Origin of the sequence: Cohnella sp. GCM10027633, assembly GCF_042675445.1 — a bacterium.
Lineage (GTDB): Bacteria > Bacillota > Bacilli > Paenibacillales > Paenibacillaceae > Cohnella.
The window spans coordinates 107,305-125,230 of record NZ_JBHTGV010000002.1 but is presented as its reverse complement, the minus strand read 5'-3'; the positions used below and the strand labels follow the sequence as shown (position 1 = coordinate 125,230).

Sequence of the window (17,926 nt, the reverse complement as noted above, 5' to 3'; positions counted from 1 at the left end):
GTATGTATTCGCCCCCACTATACGCCGGCAATGCCGAGAAATCTCTCGGATCGTGTCGAGGTTCGTTAAATGATGCTTTCAGCATGGGCGCTTGTGACGTTAGTCGGAGTCCGCGCATAACGAAGATGCCTGCCTCCTATCGGAAGCAAGCATCTTCGCTATCTTATATTCCGGTCGCCTACGGCTTCCGAATCAGAATAAAATCGTCCATCGCGGCGAAATTATTCGCGTTGGCGTCCGCCCATATGCCGAGCTCGATCGTGCCGCTCGTGACCGGAATGTTGTCGATCGTGAGCAGCGTCCAGTTCGGCAACGCCGCCCCGCCCGCGAACGCTTGCATCTCCGCGCCGCCGTAACCTTTGGCATAGAGGTGCAAGGCGTTCTGCCCGCCCGTCGAACGAATCCAGACGGACGCCTTGTACGTTCCGTTCGGCACGGTAATCGTCTGGTACGTCTTCTGCTTATAGGCCGAGGCATACTCGTAGGCTAGCTTGTAGCTTCCGCCGTTCGTACCGCCGAACTGCACCGTCTGGGCGCTGCCTACGGTCGAGTATTGCGACCACCCCGTAGCGGTTCCGGTCTCGAAGCCCGGATTGTTGACGTAGTTGCGCGTCAGGACGAAGTCGTCGAACGCTGCCCAGTTGCCCGCATTGCCGTCCGTCCAGATGCCGAGCTCGACCTGTCCGTTCGTCACCGGGATGTTCGGAATGGTCAGCTCGGTCCATGACGAGAATGCCGCCCCGCCCGCGACCGCCTGCAGCTCGGCAGAGCTGCCGTAGCCCTTAGCATAGAGGTGCAAGGCGTTCTGTCCGCCGGTCGAACGAAGCTTAACGGAAGCCGTGTAGTTGCCGTTCGGGACGGATACGGTCTGATACGTCTTCTGCTTGAACGCCGCGGAGCTCGTATGGACGAGCTTGTAATTGCCGTAAATCGTCCCGCCGTACTGAACTTGGTAGGCGGAGCCGACATTGGAATATTGCGACCAGCCGGAGTCGTTGCCCGTCTCGAAGCCGGGATTGTCGAGAACATTCGTCTGTACGGCGGGCTCCGGAATTTGCGTCGGCAGTATCGTGACCGGCGCATGGAAGGCGCGGTCCGTGATGTTCATCTCGAACAGATTTTGCGCCGGGACGGCGCTGCCGGGCATGTAGACACGCTCGAACGTAATACCGTTAATGGAAGCTGCGCTGCTATGGCCCCTTAGCTTGCCCGCGGTCGTCCCCTTGTCGCGGACCGTAATGTCCCGAACCGTCAAGCCGTTGACCGGACCGCCGCCGAAGCCGTCCGCGTTCTGGACGACGAAGAACGCCCACGTGCGATTGTTGTCGTTGGTGAAGCTCAGCTTCTCGATGTCGATATTCTCGAACACCGCATTGGATAAAGTCCCCGATCCGTACTTGTGATGGACACCGATGCCGACCGAGGCGTCGTAGACGACGCTGTTCTTGAACGTGACGCCGCTCTGGCTCTGGCGCATGCCTTTTCCGATCTTGAACCCGTAGCAGTACGTCCAGGAGATGAGATCGTCGAAGGTGACGTTCTGGACCATCTCCGGCGAACCCGGCCAACCGAGGGCGATATCGGTCGTCTCGTCCCACGCCTTGGTCGTATAGGGGTCGTCCAACCCGATGCCGATGCCATGCTGAACGAGAACGTTCTGCGATTCGTTGACGTCGATGCCGTCGTTCTCCCCGATGTCGAGCTCGAACCGGTTGAGCAGCTTCATGTTCTTGAAGGTCAAGTCGTTCGAACGCGCGGGCGTGACGGCCCAAGAGCCGGAATCCCGAATGATCAGCCCGTCCACCGTAAAATAGGAGGTCGCGATCGGGACGATGATGTTGTTACCGAATTTGCCCGTGTTCTTCGAATACCGCCCGTTCCCGTCGAGCGTCCCCCTTCCGTACAGCTTCACGTTCGTCGCGCCGGCCTGGGTGTAGATCCACCAGGTAATGTCCAGATCCTTCGAGTCCTTGTGCCAGTGCATCGTGTAATCGCTCTTCACCCCGGTGCCCCGGAGCACCGCCCCGGCCTGCAAGTAGACGGCGACGTCGCTCTTCAGCTCCAGGTTGCCGACCAGATATACTCCCGCCGGCACGTAGACGATGCCTTGGCCTCCCGCGTAATTGGCGGCGTCGTTGATCGCGTTCTGGAACGCGGCGGTCGTCAAGCCCGTTCCGTTGCCGTTCGCGTTATAAGGAGCGCTCGCCACATTGTAGATGCCCGCTCCCGATGACGCGGGAACGTCCGTCTCGAGCGGATCCGCGATCAATACCAGCGCGCGCGCGCCGGCGATCTTGATAATCAAGTATTCGTCGTTCGGGATGGAGAACGTCAGCTTGTTGCCGCTGACGGATCCCGTAATGCCAAGCTTCCTCGGACTGATCGTATAGGAGCCGATGCTGGACTGACCCAGCAGTGTCACCTCGATCGTCGTCGTTCCGGGCGACATCGAGAAGTGCGCGTAATCGTAATCTCCCGTGTAATTCACGACGGGAATCGTCGTGCCGTTCGCCTTCACCGAGAAGACGGACGAGCTCGCGTAGATCGATGGCAGCGCGTAGGGCGAGATCGTGTTGGCGCTCGCCGGCCGCGGCATCGCCAGCAAGGGAGACAACGTCAATACGGCGAACAGCAATGCGGATACCAGCTTCTTGAACCTGGACATCATAAATCCTCCTTCATGAGGGTATGGACTGCAGGTTCAGTATAGGGGTTTGCAAGCGGTTACATAATGCGGCAACAAGAAGATGTTAGGCAGAAATACGGAGATGCACTCGGGTTGTGGATCGGCCATATGATAGAGCATTAGCCATCTGAGGAGGCTCCTGCCTATGGATTTCGAGAATGCGCTGCGATCGAACATTATCGACGCGGCCAAGAGCATGAACAAGGGAGGTACGAGGTTCGCGACGTTCCGCACGTCGTTCTGCAACGAGAAGCTGTGGATCCTGACGAACAGAGGCGGCTTCTTGCTTCGGAACGACGCGACGCCCGCGAGGGGCATTAACGACATCTTCTCGAACGGAACGAAGTACGGCTTCGAATGCGCCGTGGCCATCGTGATCTTGTTCTATAAGGGCGTACTGGACACGATCGGAGCGGATAAGTTCAACGAGCTGTTCGCGAACCTGCATCTGTTCAGCTGGGACGCAGACAGCGATCTGGGGATCACCTCCGCGCGCGTCGGCGCCCAATATGCCAGACCCGGAGATTGCCTCTACTTCCGAAATCCCGACGTCAATCCCGAGAAGACGGAATGGCAAGGCGAGAATGTCATCCTGCTGGAAGACGGCCGCTATTACGGCCATGGACTCGGCATCCGGGACGCGGACGGCATGATTGCGGCATTGAACAAGCACCGCAAGAAGGATGCCTCCCGGTCGGCTTATCTGGACGACACGATCGCCTATCCGGATTACGATTCGCTCTCCCAGTATGCGCCGCCGACGATGAGCCGCTATTCGATGGTCTCCCGCTTCCCCGAGGCGATCGCGGCCGGGGCCGTCCGCTCGAGAATCGGGAAGCGGCGTACGATCGGCGTGTAACCACGCGGGATAACAAAAAGCCAAGGACCGGTAATCGCGTCCTTGGCTTCCGCTCGTTAACGGGGCTAACGATATACGGCCTAAAGTTGACTTGCGAGGTAATTGGCCAGTTGCTCGAATGTTCCTGCGAAGCCTTGACCGACCATTGGAGCCATGGCGTCGAACGCCGCCTGTTCGTCGTCGGAGGCGTTCAACGGTCCGCCTTCCAGCGTAAGCACCGTAACTCCGTCGTTCTCTACGAGCGTCAACACGTTCAAGATCTCGAGCGGCCAGTTCGGGTTGAACGGCGCCCGCACGGTGTTGCCTTCCTCGTCGGAGAACGACTGCACCCATACGAGCTTCTCCGGCGCTTGGACTTCCCGGTATACGAACTTGCCCCACATGGCGTGCTGTCCGTCCGGAGACTTCTGGCAGCCGAGGAACATCCCGCCCGGGCGGACATCCATCTTCGCCACTTCGAGCGAGAAGCCCTTCGGGCCCCACCAGCTTCCGAAGTGCTTGGGCTCCGTCCATACCTTGTACACCAGCTCGCGCGGGGCGTTGAATTCGCGTTTCAATAACAGTCCTTGTCGATTGCTCATCCGATTCGTTCTCCTCCAAACCTGTAGTTTGCCTTATTCATGGCTCGAATATACCATTACAGGAATATGCCTGTCAAGGAATATTCATTCGAATGCCCCGTTCCGATGAACGGTAGACGATACGAAAAAAAGAATATTGTGCCCGAATGGAACCTTACCTATAATTAAGCCATTCTTACGACCGCGCGAACCGATCGCGCATTCAGGGGTGGCCCATGAACCATTGGCAAGCTAGCTGGATTACGGATCCCGAATATGCGGAGCTGCAGCCGCTCTCCATGCTGCGCAAGGAAGAAGTCCCTTCCGCTCCTCTGGTGGACGCACACCCGAGATCCTTGATGAATCGCCATGTATACTTCCGCCGAAGCTTCGTTCTTAATCGACAGCCTCGGAAGGCTTCGCTGCGGATATCGGCCGACGATTATTACAAGCTATATGTCAACGGCCGTTTCGTTGGACAAGGTCCGGCCCAAGGCTACCCCTTCCGTTACTATTACAACGAATGGGAGCTGTCCGAGTATCTCGCAGCCGGGCATAATACGATCGCCATTCATGTCTATTACCAAGGACTGCTTAACCGGGCTTATAACAGCGGAGACCTGCGGATGGGCGCGATTGCCGAATTGAATACGGATAACGGTTTCGCGTTATTCACCGACGCGACGTGGAAGTTCATGCGCGCCGCTCAATTCCAATCCTCCGGCACCGTCGGTTACGACACGCAGTTTCTTGAAAATATCGATCAGAGGTTAGCCATTCCGAATTGGCATGCGCCCGGGTATTCCGATGAAACGTGGGAGCAAGCCGCGGTGAACCAGCGTGCCGATTATGAACTCTTCCCGCAAGAAACGCCGGCGGTCAGCGTCTACCGGATCGCGCCCGCTCTCGTGACGCAACTGGACGAAGGCCGCTATCTGCTTGATTTCGGTCATGAGCTTACGGGGCAATTCGAGATGACGGCCAAGGGCGATGCCGGGCAACGGATCGAGCTGCGCTTCGGCGAGGAGCTGGAGCTTGGGGATCGGTCCGTTAAGTTCGAGATGCGCTGCAACTGCAATTATCGAGAAACGTGGACGTTGTCGGGTCGTGCGGATACGCTCGAGCAGTTCGAATACAAGGCGTTCCGATATGTCGAAGTGATCGGCCCGGCCGAAGCGATCGATCCGGATTCGTTCGCCGCGATCGTCCGCCATTATCCGATAGACGCCGAGGCTTGCCGATTCGAGACCGAGGACGAGCTGCTGCAGCGAATCTGGGACATCTGCAAGCTCGGCGTTCAACTATGCGCGCAGGAGAACTTCGTCGATTGCCCTTCCCGCGAGAAAGGCCAGTACTTGGGCGATAACACGGTGATGGGCCATACCCACATGTACATCAGCGGAGACCTTCGCCTGTTCAAGAAGGCGATCCGGGACTTCGCCCTATCCGCCACTGTATGTCCGGGTATCATGGCGGTCGCGCCGGGCAGCTTCATGCAGGAGATCGCGGACTTCAGCCTGCAATGGCCGATGCAGCTGCTGAACTATTATCGTCATAGCGCCGACATCGCGTTCCTGAAGGAGATGCATCCCGTAGCCGAGGGGATCTTGTCTCACTTCGGTAGCTATCGCCGCGCGGACGGCCTGCTCGAGAACGTCAAGGACAAGTGGAACCTGGTCGACTGGCCGGACAACTTGCGGGATGGCTATGACTTCCCGCTGACCCGGCCCGTAAGCGACGGCTGTCATAACGTTATTAATGCGCTGTATTACGGGTGCATTCAGACCGTTCAGGAAATCCGCCGCATTCTGAATATCGATCATGACGACGAGTTGCCGCAGTTGAAGCAAGCATTTATCTCCGCCTTCTACCGGCCGGATGCTAGGCTGTTCGCGGACGCGACGGCATCCGGCCACGCTTCTCTTCACGCGAATATTTTCCCGTTGCTGTTCGATATTGCCCCGAACGATTCGATCGATTCCATCATGGCGTTGATCGAACGGAAAAGATTCAGTTGCGGCGTGTACATGTCCTACTTCCTCTTGAAGGCGCTCGCGAAGCACGGTCGGAAGCAACTCATCTACGACCTGATCACCTGCGACGACGAGCGTTCCTGGGCGAACATGATCCGGGAAGGCGCGACCTCCTGCTTCGAAGCGTGGGGCAAAGAGCAGAAGTGGAACACGAGCTTGTGCCACGGCTGGGCCAGCTCGCCTATTCCCGTTCTCATCGAGGACGTAATAGGGATATCTCCTATGGAACCGGGCTGGGGGAAGATCGCGTACAAGCCCGGCATTCCGGAGGGGATGCCGGACTTCCGATTGAAGTTCCGTACCGTCAGCGGGGTCATCGAGGCGGCGTATGCGCATGGGGAGTTGATCGTGACGCCTCCTGCGGGGGTGGCCGTGGTTATCGCGTAGTAAAGGCCTCCATCCCCTGAATGCGGGATGAAGGCCTTTTATTATCGAGAATATGGCTTACGCATGGGCTCTCCGTTTGTAAGCCCGCACCGCGAAATAATAGGAAACGATCAGGATCCCCACGCACCACGCGAGAGCAACCCAAATGTCATTGCCGACCGGTTGATTCGACAATAGTGAGCGGATGGTCTCTACGATCGAGGTCACCGGCTGGTTGTCGGCGAAGGCGCGCACGACGGACGGCATCGATTCGGTCGGCACGAACGCCGAGCTGATGAACGGTAGGAAGATGAGCGGATAGGAGAACGCGGTAGCGCCTTCCATCGAATTCGCGGCCAGTCCGGCGATCGCCGCGACCCAAGTCAGAGCCAGCGTGAACAGCATGAGGATGCCGGCTACCGCAAGCCATTCCAGTACCCCCGCCGATGAGCGGAAGCCCATGGCGAGCGCGACGATAATGATGACGATGACCGATAAGGCGTTGGATACGAGCGAGGTTAGCACGTGCCCCCACAGCACGGCGGAACGAGCGATCGGCATGGAATGGAATCTCTCGATGATGCCCCGTTGCTTATCCTGGAACAGGCGGTATGCCGTATACGATATTCCGCTTGCGATCGCCATCAACAGGATGCCGGGCAAGAGATAGTTGACGTAGTTGTCCGTGCCGGCCTCGATGGCTCCGCCAAGTACGTAGACGAATAGCAGCATCATGGCGATCGGCGTGATGCATACCGTGATAATCGTGTCCATGCTGCGCATAATATGGCGCATGGATCGTCCTAGCATGACGGTCATGTCGCTGAAGAAATGTTCATTCATCGTTACGCGCCCTCCTTATAACCGATTATGGCGAGGAAGATCTCTTCCAGAGAAGGTTGTTTCTCCACGTACTCCTTCTTGGCGGGCGGGAACAGCTTCTTCAGCTCCTCGAGCGTGCCGTTCGCGATTATGGTGCCCTTATGCAGAATGGCGATTCGATCGGCCAGCTGTTCCGCCTCTTCCAGATACTGCGTGGTCAAGAACACCGTCGTGCCGCCGTTCGCGAGCTCCTTCACGATCTTCCAAGTCTCGATGCGCGCCTCGGGGTCAAGGCCGGTGGTCGGCTCGTCGAGGAAGATGAGCCGCGGATTGCCGATCAGGCTCATCGCGATGTCGAGTCTGCGGCGCATGCCTCCTGAATAGGTGGACGCCTTGCGGTCGGCAGCGTCATTCAAGCCGAAGCGAGTCAGCAGTTCCTCCGCTACTTGACGCGGATTAGGCAGGGGACGCAGCTTGGCGATCATGACCAGGTTCTCCCGCCCGGTCAAGATTTCGTCCACGGCTGCGAATTGCCCGGTCAGACTGATCGCCTGCCGCACCTTGTCGGGTTGAGACGCGACGTCGAAGCCGTGTACGGCGGCGGCGCCTCCGTCCTGCCGAAGCAGCGTGGTAAGGATGCGGACGATCGTCGTCTTGCCCGCGCCGTTGGAGCCGAGCAGGGCGAAGATCTCGCCCCGCTTCACCTCGAAGTCTACGCCCTTCAGCACTTCCGTGTCCTTGTAAGCCTTCCGCAAGCCTTTCACTTCGATCGCTTTTTCCATGGGGGTATCCCTCCTCTTCACTTCAATTTGTCCGTGGCCTTATGGATGGCCTTCTGAACTTCCTCATTAACCGATTCTTGAAACAGGTCGGCGTACGTCTTCGAATCCTTGATGAGCTCGTCGCAGAACGCCGCTACGTCTCTTCCCGTCACTTCCAGGACGCCTTTCCCCGATGCCGCGCCTTCTTCGAACAGATCCACGAGGCCCGAGAGCAAGTTCCCTTCGGTGAGATCGACGGGTCCGACCTTGAACAGATACTTCTGAATTTCCTTATACGCGATCTGATAATCCTTCGGGAGCGCCTTGACGCGCGCCACGTGCGCTCGCCATTGTTTTTTGCCTTCGATGAGCTCTCTGATTCCCATTCGATCTCACTCCTATTTGTTTAATTTTTTGGCGATATTATCGTTAAGCTGCTTGCGCCACTTGTCGCGGTAAGTCTTTGCCCCTTGTTCGCCGGCCAGCGCCGAGCAGAAGCCTTGAATATCGTCGCCCAGAGCCTCTTGCACGCTCTGACCGTCCGCCGCCGTCTCTTCGAGCAAGCCGAGCACGCCGTCCAGTATGGGCATCAGGTTGCGTCCGGTGAAATCCGAGTGCGGCCACAGATGGCCATTGATCGTTCCCCATGCCGCTTGATAATCGGCCGGAAGCTTTTTGATTCGCGATTCGAAATCTTTGAATTGTCTCTTCATGTCGTTGCCCGTAATTTTATCCCAGAAGTTCATTGCGTTCTCTCCTTTAACTCGCTCATTTTGGAATTGACGAACTCCCACTTCTCCCAGAACTTCCGCAGCTCCTCGCGCCCCGCTTCGTTGATCGAGAAGAACTTGCGCGGCGGCCCCATGTCGGACGGCTTCTTGGCGATCTCCACCAACTTGTTCTTCTCGAGCCGGATCAGGATCGTGTACACCGTACCCTCCACCACGTCCGTAAAACCGAGGGCATTCAGCCTCCGCGTGATTTCATATCCATATGTCTCTTCGCGGCTTATGATTTCGAGGACGCTGCCCTCGAGAACCCCTTTGAGCATTTCCGTCAGATTATCCAACACGATCACCTCTCGCTATTGTGCGTCGCCGGTACTCTGTGTCACCGGTATTCAGTGTTACTGGTATTCAGTGTTACTGACTACTTCTACAAAGTAACACGTAGTAGTGTCGGTGTCAACAGGTTTTGTTATGCGAAATAAAAATAGGCAACCAGAATGGCATTCTGGTTGCCCCGTATAGAAGGATGGCCGATCTTGAACATGACGCCGCATCCGTCCGTTAAACAGACAGCGCGCTCCGCAACGTTACCGTCGCCGAGATTCCCTCTACCTGAATCTCGATTCCCTCTGGGGCCGTAATCTCCCCGGTTAACGTTCCGTCCTCGCCTTTCCGCCAAGAGACGACGATCGGGCCGCGAGGCGTATGCACGGCGCCGGAGCAATTCGCGATGCCGCCGACGGAAGCCGGACGGAACCGGACCGACGCGAAGCCGGGAGCGAGACACGCGATCCCGAGCACGACTTCGGAGATCCACTTGACCGGCGTGCTCGACCAGGAATGGCACAGGCTGATCCGGTACGACCCGTAGGCTTCGTAGGTCGTAAGCGCGTCGTGGAAGTCCGCGCCCGTCTCCTGAAGCGTATAGCTCTCCCAGAAGGTCGTCGCGCCGCGGTCCAGCATCCCGCCCCACACCTGCTCGATAATGGCGGCGGCCCGTTCGTGATCCCCGTAAAGCGAACAGCATTCGGCGAGCTGGTAGGCGGACAGAGGCGTCAGCGGGTCTGCCAGCGCGAAGTCGCTCAAGTACGCGCGAGCCCGCGGCTCGCTCACCAACCCGGACAAGATGCCGAGCGCCTTGATCGCGAACGGGCCATCCGGCCGCATGAATTCGTCTTCGTTGGTCGTTGGCCAAGCGGGCAATCGGCCCAGGTCCAATTCGGGCGCGTGTACCCTCAATCTCTCCAATGCGCCAAGCGTCATGGCATAGATCGCCTGAAGGCCCGAGCTGCGCTCATCGGCCGTCATCGGGACCCACTCGATCAGAATGCTGCCATCCGCCGCCAGCCTTCCGGAGACGGCATCGACGTTCTCGAACACCCATCCGGCATGCCGCCGCAACGGCTCCGACAACTCGAGCGCGAAGTCGCCATCGCCCGAGTAGAAGCAGTATTCGGCAACCGCCTGCAGCCACCAGAGCGTGTATTCGCATATTCCGTTCATCCACTTGCCATGAGGCGTTCCCTCTCCGAGCTCTCGGAGCGCGCGCTTGATGACCGCCGTATCGTCCCATAGGAAGTAGCACGATCTGGCGGCCATGTACAGATCGAACATCCAGTTCAACCGGTCGCGCTTGATGCCGTCCCACAAGCCGATCTGGTGGCAGATGCGACTCGTATGCGCGGACACCTCGTAGACGAGCGGGAACCGCGTGGCATCCGCTTCGAAGCGTCCGGTCTGCTCCAGTCGGACTTGAACGGCCTCGAAGCGGATGTTCGCGGCGATCGGAACCCCCTCGGTTCCTAACAAGTAAAGCCGAACATAGCGCATTCCCTGGGGGAGCGTATGCCGGGTCTCGCCCGGGCCGATCGGGTACCATTCGGTAATGCAGCCGTCGTAGTTCTCCAATTCCTCGAGCGACTCGGCGCCATTCCATAGCACGGTCAGGGCGTCGTTGCCATCGTTGGCCAGCCGCATCCGCGCATTGTACTCTCGTCCCAGATCGAAGGTCGCCTGCGGCAGCGAATCCAGCGGCAACCGGAGCTGCGCCGTCCTGCGGGCCTTCCACTCCTGTTGCTTGCGCAGATGATAGAACAACTCGAGCCGCTCCACGGCCGGCTCCTCTAGAGCGGCTCCTCCGTCGCCAGAACAGATCCCGCGCAGCCCCCACACGGCCGCCTCCCGAACGGCTGCCAACCCGGACCGGCACGCCATCGCGCATACGCCGTCTATCGGCACGGCCTCGATGTCGTCGAAGCCGCCGCGGACGAACCACTCCGGCGAAGCCTCGAGATCGCCGAACGGCTCCTCGCCGAGAAGCGCGACGACCGCGGCCCTCTCTCCGTCCGCCAGCCAATCCTCGCCGCTCGGGAGCCAGAAGCCGCTTCCCTCTATATAGCCGATGAACCCCACCCTGCGCCTATGCAGATAGGCATTCACGTCCGCGATGGGATACAGTTCCGTCGCCTCGATCTCGATCGTCAGCGTATGCCGTCCGGCCGGGATCTCGGTCGGAAACCCTTCGACGGGAGCGAATGCCGACGCCGCGGCAGGCGATTCGGAGATGCGCGCGACGATGTCCCCGTTCCAATAGACGTCGGCCGCGCCCGTGAGCGCCATGCGGAACGACACTCCCGGAACCGTATGGTTCGTCTCTATGCTCGCGGTCAGCGCGAAGCGTTGTCGATGGTGAAGCTGCCGCTGCCAGATCCACGCCGGCAGCGAGCGATCGATATGATCCATCTAATGATCAACCTCTTCCCGAATGATTAATGTCCCGAACTATGGAGAAGCCGCCGATCGTTCGATCAGCGGCCTCCATGACGAATCGCGCTTATGCTTCGCTATTGTTTAATGAATTCGACATTGTCCACGTAGTACCACGTCGAGCCCGGCGAGTTCGAGTAGAACCCGATCGTGCATTTGCCGTTCGTCACGTTAATATTCGGAATGCTGATCTGCGTCCAAGCGGACGAGGTCGGAATATTCGCCGTAACGCTGGATCCGCCGTAGTCTTTGGCCTGCATATAAGCGGTTCCTAAGCCGCCGTAATCGTTCTTCACCCATGCCTTAAGCGTGTATAGGCCATTACTTAACCCGGTCATCGTCTGATAAGTGTAAGATTCGTAACCGCTGTTCTTCCAATGAACGAGCTTATAGTTGCCGTGATAGGCGCCGCCTTCGGTATAGTCCGAGTCCAGGTTTCTCCCCGTCGTATACCAGCTGGAAGGCGTCTGAACGGAGGCGGTGTTGTCTTCGAAGCTCGGGTTGGCGACATGGTTATGGACGTAATTCAGGCTTACCTTGCTCAATTGCGGATTGTAAGACAAAGCGCCGCCCGTCGGGAATTCGACCTTCACGTATTCGGTTCCGGCAGGCACGGCGTTCAGCGCGTACGTCCTTCTCGTCCAATCTCCTCCGTTAATGGAGGTATCCGAGTTCGTCCATCCGGTCTGCTGCGTCCAAGTCGTGCCGTTAGGAGACGTATAGAACTTGAAGTTATTGATCGCTTCCGCATGGGTCGCGAACAATCCCGTCGCGCCGAAGCTTCTGATGCCCGGGTATTTGTAGACGACGTTCTCGGCGGGAGACGCGTTCGTATTGTTGCGCGACGCGCGGCTGGCATCCTCGAGCACCGAAGCATTGGCGGTATCGAAACTTAATCCGGAGCTATGCGAGTGCGATTTGCTCCAATCGTTCAGCTCGTCGGTCATCGGCGTACTGGCGACCGTATTCGTCGCGTTCGTGATCTCGTAGAACACGACGCCGTGCGCGGTCAGCGTCGGATTCAACACGAGCTTATTGCCCGTTACCGTTGCCGTCGTCGTCGTCGGGCTTATCGTCGCCAACGCTTTGTACGCGGATTCGCGAGAATACCAATAGTTGCGATCCGATGCGTGAACCAAATATTTGGGCACTTCCATGGAGTACTTCGACCAACTGTACGCCGTGTTCTGCATCCCTCTGGCCACGACGTCGGAAACCCAGGTGTCCCAGAAGTTCCCGTGGGTGTCGTCTACGATCCACTGCTTCACCGTGACGGTGCTGCCCGATACCGGCGCGATGTTATCGATCGTCAACGTCGGCGTCTCGCTTACGGACGCGTTCATGTTCGCATTATGGTTGTAAGCCATGACATGCACCGTGTTCGTGCCCTTATTGAAGCTCGCCACCCCGTCGACCTCGTTCGTGGAATCCGCGGCCCATCCCGTGACGGCCAAGCCGACCCGGTTGTCTCCGACCATTTTATAAGCCAAGTTCGCGATATGGGTGCCGATGGCGGTCGCGCCGCCCCAGAACGCTTCGGTAGACAGCCCCCACGTCGACAACCAATTGATCTGCGCGTCGTTCATCGTCTTGAACAACTTCGCGTCGTAGGTACCCTGGTAGCTATGGGCTAATATTCTCGAGAATAACGCTCTGTTGTCGTCGCCCGGGCCGTTCAGAATGCGTCCCTCGTCGATGCCGAACTTCAGATTCGTCAAGCCCACGGAATTGGCCTTGTCGCGAAGCAGGTTGATCGTATCCGCGAACGAGTTGCCCGAGCTGCCTTGCCCCGGCGCCAAGTCGTAGTAGGAAGCTGACAAATAGTCGATCTGCGTGCCGACCGCGCCCGTCTTATAGTTGATGCCCGTCGCCACGTGGTCGATGAACTCCCTCTCGTCCCACAGGGCATTAATGACGGACATGCTGTGCGCTCCGACGTTCAAATTGCCCGCTCCGATCGCCGCTTCCAACGCGGCTACCGTGTAGTCGTACAGCTTGAAATACGCGATCTTCGTCGAATTCGGAGAACCGTCCGCGGTAATGAACCAATCCGAGTTCTCGTATTCGGTCAGGACGCCCCAGGTCCACGTCTTGACTTCGTTGATGCCGAACTCCGCGACGACCGCGTCGGCGATCGCTTTAATATAGTTGTAGTACACGTTGTAGTCGGCCGGCGGTCTTACGTTCACGCCGAACGCGGGCGAGATATACGGATTCGTCGAATACTTCATCGGTACCGCGCCCGTCTTAATGAACGGCTTCAGCCCTTGATCGACGACATTGTGCAAGGCGGCCAGCAGCTCGTCGAACTTATAATCCGTCATCGTGGACGTATCGTTCGGATTCACGAACAAGTCGCGCGTCGCGTCGCCGCCCGTTGCCGTCATGAACTGCACGTTCTTGACGAAAGGATAGTTGTTGGCGAAATAGTTGGAAGGCCGGCCCGTTGCTTGAGAAGTCCAATGAATCCTGAAGTCCCATACGTTGATCATGGAATGCTTGTTTTCCATCACGGGTCCTTGGGCAGCCAAGTTCACGTTGATCTTCACGTTGCCCGCCGCTGCCGCCTTGCCCGGAGAGCCGGTCAATATGAGCGTCGATAACAGCCCGAACGCGGCGCCCCATTGCGCAACCCGACCCATAACCCTTCCAACCTTATTCATGCCAAGTCATCTCCTTCGCGATTTGGTAAGCCTCATTCTTTCACGCTTCCGAGCACCATCCCTTTGACGAAGTACTTCTGAAGGAACGGATACACCAATAAGATCGGCAATGCGCCCAACAGCGTCTGCGCGGACTTCAGCGTCCGGTCGGAAACCTCCGCGAGCATGGAAATGTCCGTAGAATTGATCAATGCCAGATCTTGATGAATGACGACGGTTTGCAGATAGCTTTGCAGCGGGTAATTGTCGGGCGAGTTCATGAGAATAAGGCCGTCGAACCACGCGTTCCAGTGCCCTACGATCGTGAACAATCCGATCGTCGCCATGGCCGGCAACGATAACGGCACGAATATTCGCCACAGAATCGTCCAGTGTCCCGCCCCGTCGACGAACGCCGACTCCTCCAGCTCCTTGGGAAGGGAACGGAAGAAGTTAAGCAGCAGCACGACGTTGAACACGGGAACGGCTCCCGGCAAGACGAGCGCTCCGATCGAATCCAGCAAGCCCGCCTCTTTGATGACCAGATACCAAGGAATGAATCCGCCGTTCACGAAGATCGTAAGAACGAAGAACCACGCATACCAAGTCCTTCCTGTGAAAACGCGGGACTCCTTGGAGAGGGCGTAGCCCAGCATCACCGTCAGCCCCATATTGACCGCGACGCCCAAGAGGACGCGTTGCAGGCTTACCTCCATCGAATGCAGGAATTCCTTCTTCCGCAGGACGAATTCGTAAGACTTCCAGGTGAAGTCGACCGGCCATAAGTCCACGATGCCGGCGCTCGCGGCCGTGCTCGAACTCAGCGATACGGCGCCGATATGAACGAGCGGGAGAATACAGATCAGGCTAAGCGCGATGAGAAACACGTAATTCGCGACAGTAAAGAGTTTTCCGCCGAAGGACGTATGAACCATCTGTCTCTCTCTCCCATCCTTCTAGAAAATGCGATAGTTCGCCAATCGGTAAGCCAAGTAATAGGACAGGGAAACGAACAGGACGGAAACCGCCGATTTGAACATTCCCATGGCCGTCGCGACGGCGTACTGCGCATCCACGAGCCCGAGCCTGTACACGAGCGTATCGATAATATCGCCGCTCTCGTAGACTTGAGGGCTATAGAGGTTAAAGACTTGATCGAAGCCGGCGTTCAATACGTTGCCTAAGCTTAGCGTGGACATGAGTATAATAATAGGCAGCATGCCGGGGAGCGTAACGTTGAGCGTCTGCTTCCATCTGCCGGCACCGTCGACGACGGCGGCTTCGTACAGCGTCGGATTGATATTCGTAAGCGCCGCCAAGTAGACGATCGTACTGAAGCCGAACTCCTTCCACACGTCCGAGAGCACGAGCAGATAAGGAAACCACCGGTTATCTCCCAAGAAGAAGATCGGTTCGATTCCGAATGCGCCCAACATCTGATTCACGATGCCGTTGGATGGAGAAAGAATGTCGATCAATATGCCCCCTAGAATGATCCAAGACAGGAAGTGCGGTAAGTAAATGAGCGTTTGCACGCCGCGCTTGACGAATTCGATTCGAACCTCGTTCAGCAGAAGCGCGGTTACGATCGGCGCGAACAGGCCCGCCGCGATTTTCAGGAACGCGATGAATACGGTATTCCACACGACGTCGATCGTCCCCGGCAACGCGAACACGTAACGGAAGTTGTCCCATCCGATCCAGTCCGAGCCTCTGATTCCTTTGACGATCGAATATTTCTGGAACGCGATGACCAGCCCCGCGATCGGGCCGTAGCTGAACACGAGAACGAGCAGCAGCGCCGGCAGCACCATGATATGAAGCGGCATTTGTCGGGACCAGTTTTTTCGTAACATCGATTATGCCACCTTCTCGGAGACATAGATGGGGACCGCGCGAGGTCCCCATCTTTGTTCGCCGTTTTATTTCGTTGCGTACCATTCGTTGACTTCGGTCGTGATGTCGTCCCCGCCGAGCTTCTTCCAATCCGCCACGAACGCATCGAACTCGTCGATAGGAGAGCCCAGAATGATCTTCGTGAACGTCTCGAGCTCGAGCTTCTCCAACGTTGCTTTTCTGTCGCCCATCGTTGCCGTCGGCGCGCTGATGAACTCGTTGACGATCAATTGCTTGTTCTGATCGTAATACTTGCTGATTACGGACCATGAGCTCTCGTTTCCGAATACCCGATCCGTTCCCCAACCTGAATTGTCGCCTCCTTGATGTGCGACGATTTTATCGTAGTAACCTTTTTCTTCGCCTGTCAGCTTCGAGGCATCTCCCGATTCAAATGCTGCCTTAATGTTTCTTTGAACGCCGATCAAGCCTTCGCCGGTTCCCGTATTGGCCAGGAGCGCGTACTTGTGGAATTCGATGCCGTCTTTGCTATGGTACACTTCCGGGTTTTGGCTTTTTCCCTTAGGATTGAAAGTATCCACGATCAAGTTAAACAACTTGATAATCGCTTCCGGATGTTCGTAACCTTTGCGGACGACCCAGAATTGGTTGTAATCGAGGCTGCTTTGGGCTTTCGCGACGGTGCCATCGATCGAAGGAATCGGGAACGGCTTCCAATCGGCTTGAGGCTCCTTGTCCTTGTTGCCTTGAAGCGGGAAGAGCGGGTTCCACATCGCTCCGAAATGCATGCCCAGCTTCCCGTTCACCTCTAGCTCGGACGCTTTGTTCGAGTCCTTCACGCCGAATTCCTTGTCGATTTGACCGGCTTTGAACATTTCCTGCAGCTTGGCCAGCGCCGCTTTGACCTCCGGCTGGATGCTGCCGTAGACCAGCTTGCCGGATGCGTCCTTCACCCAGATCTTCGGATAAGCGTGGAAGCCGTTCATGAATCCCGTCACGTCCGGATAGCCGCCGAACAGCTCCTTCGACAGCGCCAAGCCCAGCGTATCCGCCTTGCCGTTGCCGTCCGGATCCTGATTCGTAAACGCCTCCGAGATCGCGAACACGTCCTGCATCGTCTTAGGCTCGGGAAGTCCGAGCTTGGCAAGCCAATCTGTGCGTACCCAAAGCAACGGCGCGCCTCCAAAGTAATCCTGTCCTTGAGGAATAGCCAATAGCTTGCCGCCTATCGTCGATGCAGCCTTTGCGACTTGTCCAAGCTCTATCGATTCCCGACCCAACGGGGAAGCGTATTTCTCGTATACTTCGGTCAAGTCCTCCAACTGGCCGGCATCGGCAAGTTGTTTAAATTGAACCGCATTCACCCTGAACACGTCCGGCAGATCTCCCGCGGCGATTGAAGCATTCATTTTTTGATCGTATTGATCGCTTTGCACGACCCACTTGTTCACGATCTGAATGCCGAGCCGATCGGCGTACGCGGAATTCCAAGCGTTCTTGTCGAAGGATTCTCCTTCTTTGAATTTAACAGTCGAATCCGTATTTCTGACGACGGCTACTTCGATTGGCGGATCATACTTGCCGAACGGATCGATCGTTTCCGCGGAAGCGCTTTCAGAGGCTGCAGAACTTGCTTCCGGGCTTGCCGTTGCTGTAGTCGAACTGCTTTGGCTTTCACTTGCGTTGTTGCCGTTGTTTCCGTTGCCGCATGCCGCGGTCGCGAACATCGTTGCGATCGCCAATGATAGGCCGACGTACTTTGCCGTGCGTTTCATGCGAATCCCCCTAGAGTCGATTTTGTATAGAGCAGCTGTCCTACGAGTTTCATTATAGGTGCGGAGGAATA

14 protein-coding genes are annotated in these 17,926 nt (G+C 57.3%); 2 read left to right on the top strand and 12 right to left on the bottom strand.

What is annotated here, in order from left to right; translation table 11 throughout:
* Positions 1–178: 178 nt before the first annotated feature.
* Positions 179–2,665, bottom strand: coding sequence for a glycosyl hydrolase family 28 protein (locus ACFQZG_RS05325; RefSeq protein ID WP_378150524.1), 2,487 nt, complete (start codon positions 2,663–2,665; stop codon positions 179–181).
* A 166-nt stretch (positions 2,666–2,831) separates the two neighbouring features.
* On the opposite strand from ACFQZG_RS05325, the gene ACFQZG_RS05320 reads away from it, so the two are divergent.
* The gene (locus ACFQZG_RS05320; protein ID WP_378150523.1) at positions 2,832–3,545 is read left to right on the top strand and encodes a protein-glutamine gamma-glutamyltransferase; all 714 of its coding nucleotides are present in this window, start codon (positions 2,832–2,834) and stop codon (positions 3,543–3,545) included.
* A gap of 80 nt (positions 3,546–3,625) precedes the next feature.
* On the opposite strand, the gene ACFQZG_RS05315 is transcribed toward ACFQZG_RS05320, so the two are convergent.
* Complete coding sequence (locus tag ACFQZG_RS05315) at positions 3,626–4,126, bottom strand: SRPBCC family protein (RefSeq protein ID WP_378150522.1); 501 nt, start codon at positions 4,124–4,126, stop codon at positions 3,626–3,628.
* Between the two features lie 215 nt (positions 4,127–4,341).
* Between ACFQZG_RS05315 and ACFQZG_RS05310 the strand changes: the two genes are divergently transcribed.
* On the top strand, positions 4,342–6,525 hold the full coding sequence (locus ACFQZG_RS05310; RefSeq protein WP_378150521.1) for a family 78 glycoside hydrolase catalytic domain: 2,184 nt from the start codon (positions 4,342–4,344) through the stop codon (positions 6,523–6,525).
* Between the two features lie 57 nt (positions 6,526–6,582).
* On the opposite strand, the gene ACFQZG_RS05305 is transcribed toward ACFQZG_RS05310, so the two are convergent.
* The 10 genes from ACFQZG_RS05305 to ACFQZG_RS05260 form a co-directional block, all read right to left on the bottom strand.
* Positions 6,583–7,347, bottom strand: a complete 765-nt coding sequence (locus ACFQZG_RS05305) for an ABC transporter permease (RefSeq protein WP_378150520.1) — start codon at positions 7,345–7,347, stop codon at positions 6,583–6,585.
* A gap of 2 nt (positions 7,348–7,349) precedes the next feature.
* A complete protein-coding gene (locus ACFQZG_RS05300; RefSeq protein WP_378150519.1) occupies positions 7,350–8,108 on the bottom strand; it encodes an ABC transporter ATP-binding protein in 759 nt (252 codons plus the stop codon).
* Between the two features lie 17 nt (positions 8,109–8,125).
* A complete protein-coding gene (locus ACFQZG_RS05295) occupies positions 8,126–8,473 on the bottom strand; it encodes a DUF1048 domain-containing protein (protein ID WP_378150518.1) in 348 nt (115 codons plus the stop codon).
* Between the two features lie 12 nt (positions 8,474–8,485).
* Positions 8,486–8,833 carry a DUF1048 domain-containing protein gene (locus ACFQZG_RS05290; protein ID WP_378150517.1) on the bottom strand — a complete coding sequence of 116 codons (348 nt, stop codon included), beginning with the start codon at positions 8,831–8,833 and terminating at the stop codon, positions 8,486–8,488.
* Positions 8,830–9,138: a PadR family transcriptional regulator gene (locus tag ACFQZG_RS05285; protein WP_378151570.1), complete on the bottom strand. Its 309-nt coding sequence runs from the start codon at positions 9,136–9,138 to the stop codon at positions 8,830–8,832. Before ACFQZG_RS05285 ends, ACFQZG_RS05290 begins: the two co-directional genes overlap by 4 nt.
* Before the next feature lie 238 nt (positions 9,139–9,376).
* Positions 9,377–11,557, bottom strand: a complete 2,181-nt coding sequence (locus ACFQZG_RS05280) for an alpha-L-rhamnosidase C-terminal domain-containing protein (protein ID WP_378150516.1) — start codon at positions 11,555–11,557, stop codon at positions 9,377–9,379.
* Between the two features lie 101 nt (positions 11,558–11,658).
* A complete protein-coding gene (locus ACFQZG_RS05275; protein ID WP_378150515.1) occupies positions 11,659–14,244 on the bottom strand; it encodes a GH39 family glycosyl hydrolase in 2,586 nt (861 codons plus the stop codon).
* 32 nt (positions 14,245–14,276) lie between these two features.
* Positions 14,277–15,158 carry a carbohydrate ABC transporter permease gene (locus ACFQZG_RS05270; RefSeq protein WP_378150514.1) on the bottom strand — a complete coding sequence of 294 codons (882 nt, stop codon included), beginning with the start codon at positions 15,156–15,158 and terminating at the stop codon, positions 14,277–14,279.
* Positions 15,159–15,179: 21 nt separating this feature from the next.
* Positions 15,180–16,079 carry an ABC transporter permease gene (locus ACFQZG_RS05265; RefSeq protein WP_378150513.1) on the bottom strand — a complete coding sequence of 300 codons (900 nt, stop codon included), beginning with the start codon at positions 16,077–16,079 and terminating at the stop codon, positions 15,180–15,182.
* 66 nt (positions 16,080–16,145) lie between these two features.
* Entirely contained in the window at positions 16,146–17,855 is a 1,710-nt protein-coding gene (locus tag ACFQZG_RS05260; protein ID WP_378150512.1) for an extracellular solute-binding protein, read from the bottom strand.
* Positions 17,856–17,926: the final 71 nt, after the last annotated feature.